Below are 4902 nucleotides of genomic sequence, written 5' to 3'. Positions count from 1 at the left end.
GTGTCCGGGGGTGGACGCGACGACGCCCGCCGTGCCCCGGAGGGAGGGGCGCGGCGGGCGTCGGGGTCGTGCTGCGAGCGGGGTGTCAGCTCGCGCGGCGCTGGCGGGCGGTGCGGCGCTTGAGGGCGCGCCGCTCGTCCTCGGACAGACCGCCCCAGACACCGGCGTCCTGGCCGGACTCCAGCGCCCACTTCAGGCAGGTGTCCACGACGTCGCACCGGCGGCACACGGCCTTGGCCTCCTCGATCTGCAGCAGGGCCGGGCCCGTGTTGCCGATCGGGAAGAACAGCTCCGGGTCCTCGGTCAGACACGCTGCCTGGTGACGCCAATCCATCGAAACACTCCTCAGCACAGGGGCATGCCACGACCAGGGGGCTGGGCGGCATGGGAGCACGAGCACACGTCCGACGCACGGAAGAAGGCGGGGGGCGTGAGCGTCGGCGCTCGGGGGAATCGAACTGCTGAGTACAAGATTCACATGGCCGCCGGAGGGCGCACAAGGGGTTACGCGCAGGTTTCTTGCGCGTGACGACTGAGGCGTCTGTCACATCTGTGTGCACCCTGAACGCCTGGGGCGCACGCTACTCCCACCCGGTCGCCGCGCGCCAACTCGTCCGGCCGCCGGGACCATCGTCCCTGGTCCGGAGCGCGCCACCGCGGGGACCTGCGAGGATGCCCGACGGTTTCACCCGCGGCCCGCGTAGGGTCTGCGGCGTGACCGGATCCGACACCCCTCAGCCGTCCCGGCCCGCCCCCGTCGCGCCCGGCGCCGTCCGGCTGCTCGCCGGCCTCGTGCTCCTCCAGGCGCTCGCCGTGGCCGTGATCGCGGGGGCGCTCGTCGTGGCGCTCGTGCGCGGCACCTCGATGCCGGGGCCCGTGGTCTTCCTGATCGTGCTCGCGGCGGGCGTCGCGGCCGTGCTCGGCGGCGCCGGCCGGGCGCTGCTGCAGGGCCACCGCTGGGGTCGCGCGCCGGTGATGACGGTCCAGATCCTGCTGGTCGTGCTCGCGGTGGGCTGGCTCGGCGTCGAGGTCGCCGTCTGGTCGGTGGCCGTCCTGGCCCTGGCGGTCGTCGTCGGTGGCCTGCTCGTGACCCCGACCGTCGTCGCCTGGACCACGGTCGGCGCGGGCCGCGAGGACTGACCCCAGCCCGGCCTTTCGGGCCAGCCAGCCCGCACCCGCCCCCGCCCCGTTCGCCGAGATAGGACCCGCGGGCTGAGATAGGGCCGCGGACTGTCCTACCTCGGCCTGGAGGCCCTATCTCGGCGGATGGTGTCGATCGCGGGAGGGGCGGACTCGGCGAGCGCCGGGACGACGGACGCCGCGCCCGGCGGGGGAGGTCCCCCGCCGGGCGCGGCGTGCGTGCGGGTCCGCGCGTCAGTCGACCGCGAGGGCCGCCACGGGGGGCGTCCGGGCCGCGGTGCGGCCGGGCAGCGCCGATGCGAGCACGCCCGCCACCAGGGCCACCCCGAGCACCAGCCCGAGGTCCGTCCACGGCACCCGCAGCTGCAGGTCCGCGATGCCGGCGAGCACCGCCGCGGACCCGAGCCAGCCGTAGGCCATCCCGAGCGCGACGCCGACCATCGCGCCGACCCCGGCGATCAGGGCGCCCTCGACCGCCATCGACGCGCGGAGCTGCCGGCGGGTGAGCCCGAGGGCCCGGAGCGTCGCCGACTCCCGGCGCCGCTCGATGACCGACAGCGACAGCGTGTTCGTGACGCCGATCAGCGCGATCACGACGGCCACGGCGAGCAGCCCGACGACGACCGCGAGCAGGGTGTCGATCGCCCGCTGGTACAGCGCCCGCTCGAGCGCCGCGCCGGTGATGTCGAGCGCGGAGTCCGCCGTCAGGTCCTGCACCCGCTGCACGACCTCGCCGGAGGCGTCGACGTCCGCGACCCGGAGCCAGGCGGTGCTCTCGGCCCCGGGGGAGCCGAGGGCGTCGAGGGTGGCCGGGGTGACGAGCACGACCCAGTCGTCCAGCGGCACGACGACGGCGGTCAGGTCGACGGTCCCCGCCGAACCGGCCGAACCCGCCGAACCGGCCGAACCCGCCGAACCCGCGGAGCCCTCGCTGCGCGCGAGCGCCACGGTGTCGCCGTCCTCGATGCCGCTGTTCGTCGCGAGCGCCTTCGGCACCACGACGGTGTCGTCGCCGATCGCGTCGACCAGGTCGGTGTCGCGGAGCACGTCGGCGGCCTGCTCCGGGGTGATCCCGAGCGCGTCGACGAGGTTCCCCGTGCCGCCGAGGTCGACGCTGTCTCGCCCGAGGGCGGCCACGGCCGCGACCCCGGGGATGTCGGCGAGCGCGCGGACGGTGCCGGCGGGCAGCGGCTCGGCCACCGCGGTGCCGTCCTCGCCGGCCGTGTACGGCGCCGAGACCGCGAGGTCGACGGGGAACCGGGTGTCGAGCTCCTCGTCCAGGGTGGCGCGCGCGGTGACGGCGCCGGTGCTCATCATCGCGACGAGCGTGACGCCGATCAGCAGCGCGGTGCTGGTGGCGGCGGTGCGTGCCGGGTTCCGGCCGGTGTTGGCCGCGGCGAGCCGCGCGGGCATCCCGAGCCGGCCGACGAGCGCGCCGATCGCGGCGACGACCCTCGGCATCCAGAACACCGCGCCGACGAGCAGGCCGACGAAGGACGCGGCGCCGCCGAGGATCGCGACGCCGACGGCCGCGACGAGGAACTGCTCGGACAGGGCGACCCCGCCGGCCAGCAGCAGCGCGCCGCCGACGACCAGCACGAGGCTGACGACCAGCCGGAACCGGCCCGCGCGGCTGCCCGCCGCGGGCGCGTCGGCCGGGCGCAGGGCGGCGATGGGCGCGACCCGGGTGGCGACCCGGGCGGGCGTCAGGGCGGCCAGCACGGTGACGACCAGGCCGACCGCGAGCGGGGCGACCACGCTCGCGACCGTCGGCCGCACCACGCTCGGGACGGGGAACGGCAGGTCCGCGTTCTGCATGACCAGCAGCGCGATCTGCACCAGCCCGGTGCCGAGCAGCGCGCCCGCCACGGAGGCCGCGAGCCCGAGCAGGCCCGCCTCGAGCAGCACGGACCCCCGGACCTGGGACCGGACGGCCCCGACGCAGCGCAGCAGGGCGAGCATGCGGGTCCGCTGCGCGACCAGCACCTGGAACGTGTTGGCGATGACCAGGCCGGCGACGATCATCGCGACCGCGGCGAACGCGAGCACCACGACCAGGATCGGACCGGTTCCGTCGCCGCCGGACAGGGCGCGCTCGGCGGCGGCGTCGCGGGTGAGCACGACCGGGTCGGTGCTGCCGGAGGAGGTGAGGACGCCGGCGACGGCGTCGGTCACGGTGGCCGTGTCGGCACCGGTGTCGACCGCGATCAGCAGCTGGGAGGTCTGGGCGTCGGCGAGCGTGGGCGCGGCGCCGTCCTGGCCCCAGCCCGACCAGAGCAGCGTGTCGGCGGTCGTCGCGAGCGCCGCGCCGCCGTACTGGGCCCACGCGGACGTCGGGTCGGTGGTCAGGCCCACGACCTCGGCGTCGGCGTCGACCTCGCGGTACGTGCCCTCGGGCTCGCCCGGCGCGGCCTCGTCGGTCGCGGCCCCGTCGGTCGCGCCGGCCGTGGCCTCCTCGGTCGGGGCCGCGGTGGCGGCGTCGGCCGCGGCACCCTCCGTGGCGGAGGCGTCGGGCGCCTGCCACGCGTAGTACGACACGGTGATGGTGTCCCCGACGTCCACGCCGAGCCGCTCGGCCGCCCGCTCGGGCAGCGCGATCTCGCCGTCCGCGGTCGGCAGCGCGCCGGCCGTGACGTGCTGGGTGTCGAAGGCGGGGTCGCTCGACACCGGGATCAGCGTCTGGGAGATCGCGCGGTCGCCCGCGGACATGCTGACGTAGGGGGCGATGACCCGGGGGTCCGCCGCCGCGACGCCGGGCGTCCCGCGCACCGCCTCGACGGTCTTCTCGGTCAGCGCGACGCCGTTGCCGGCGTCGGCGATGAGGTCGGCGGTCCCGTACGACGCGGTGAGCGAGTCGTAGGAGATCCGCTGCATGACGTCACCGGCGAGCAGCGTCGCGGCGACGAACGCGGTGCCGATCGCGACCGCGACGCCCGCGGCGGTCAGCCGGCCGAGGCTGCGGCGCATCTGCGCCAGGGTGAGCCGCCACATCAGGCACCTGCCGGCACGTCGGTGACCTCGAGCTGGCGCAGCGCGTCCAGCCCGGCGAGCACGGCCTCGGGGGTCGGGTCGACGATGTCGCCCGCGATCCGCCCGTCGGCCAGCAGCACCACGCGGTCGGCGTAGGCGGCGGCCGTGGGGTCGTGCGTGACCATGATGATCGTGCGGCCGAGCTCGCGGACGGAGCGGCGCAGGAAGCTCAGCACCTCGGCGCCGGACCGGGAGTCCAGGTTGCCGGTGGGCTCGTCGGCGAACACGACCTCCGGCTTGGCGATGAGCGCGCGGGCGATGGCGACGCGCTGCTGCTGGCCGCCGGACAGCTCGGAGGGGCGGTGCGTGAGCCGCTGCCCGAGCCCGAGGGTGGCGACGAGGGTGTCGAACCACGCGCGGTCGACCTGGGCGCCGGCGAGCTCGAGCGGCAGCAGGACGTTCTGCTCGGCCGTGAACATCGGCAGCAGGTTGAACGACTGGAAGACGAAGCCGACGCGGTCGCGGCGCAGCCGGGTCAGCGCGTCGTCGTCGAGCGTCGTGACGTCGGTCTGCCCGAGGAACGCCGACCCGGAGGTCGCGGCGTCGAGCCCGGCGAGCAGGTGCATGAGCGTCGACTTGCCGGAGCCGGACGGGCCCATGATGGCGGTGAACTCGCCGGCGGCGAAGTCGACGTCCACCCCGGCGAGCGCGCGCACCTCGGCCTCGCCGCGGCCGTAGACCTTGGTCAGCCCGCGGGCGCGGACGGCGGCCTGCCGGTGCTGCGGGGCCCCG

At 76.2% G+C, this 4902-nt stretch carries 4 protein-coding genes; 1 reads left to right on the top strand and 3 read right to left on the bottom strand.

From position 1 onward, the window contains the following. Nucleotides 1-85: 85 nt before the first annotated feature. Nucleotides 86-334 carry a WhiB family transcriptional regulator gene (locus G6556_RS17050; RefSeq protein WP_166944066.1) on the bottom strand — a complete coding sequence of 83 codons (249 nt, stop codon included), beginning with the start codon at nucleotides 332-334 and terminating at the stop codon, nucleotides 86-88. 380 nt (nucleotides 335-714) lie between these two features. Here G6556_RS17050 and G6556_RS17045 point away from each other — a divergent pair, with 380 nt between their 5' ends. After that, on the top strand, nucleotides 715-1140 hold the full coding sequence (locus G6556_RS17045) for a hypothetical protein (protein ID WP_205693658.1): 426 nt from the start codon (nucleotides 715-717) through the stop codon (nucleotides 1138-1140). 234 nt (nucleotides 1141-1374) lie between these two features. Here G6556_RS17045 and G6556_RS17040 read toward each other — a convergent pair whose 3' ends face one another. Next, a complete protein-coding gene (locus G6556_RS17040; protein ID WP_166944064.1) occupies nucleotides 1375-4131 on the bottom strand; it encodes an ABC transporter permease in 2757 nt (918 codons plus the stop codon). Beyond that, nucleotides 4131-4859: an ABC transporter ATP-binding protein gene (locus G6556_RS17035; protein ID WP_166944068.1), complete on the bottom strand. Its 729-nt coding sequence runs from the start codon at nucleotides 4857-4859 to the stop codon at nucleotides 4131-4133. The genes G6556_RS17040 and G6556_RS17035 overlap by 1 nt, the downstream gene beginning before the upstream one ends. Between the last annotated feature and the right edge of the window lie 43 nt (nucleotides 4860-4902).

Source organism: Cellulomonas sp. IC4_254 (assembly GCF_011603975.1).
Taxonomy (GTDB): Bacteria; Actinomycetota; Actinomycetes; order Actinomycetales; family Cellulomonadaceae; genus Cellulomonas.
This window is presented reverse-complemented; position numbering and strand designations above follow the sequence as displayed.

Bases quoted from the DNA above. Each gene is read 5' to 3' on its own strand.
- G6556_RS17050 (WP_166944066.1), bottom strand. From the start codon at position 334: ATGGATTGGCGTCACCAGGCAGCGTGTCTGACCGAGGACCCGGAGCTG.
- G6556_RS17040 (WP_166944064.1), bottom strand. From the start codon at position 4,131: ATGTGGCGGCTCACCCTGGCGCAGATGCGCCGCAGCCTCGGCCGGCTG.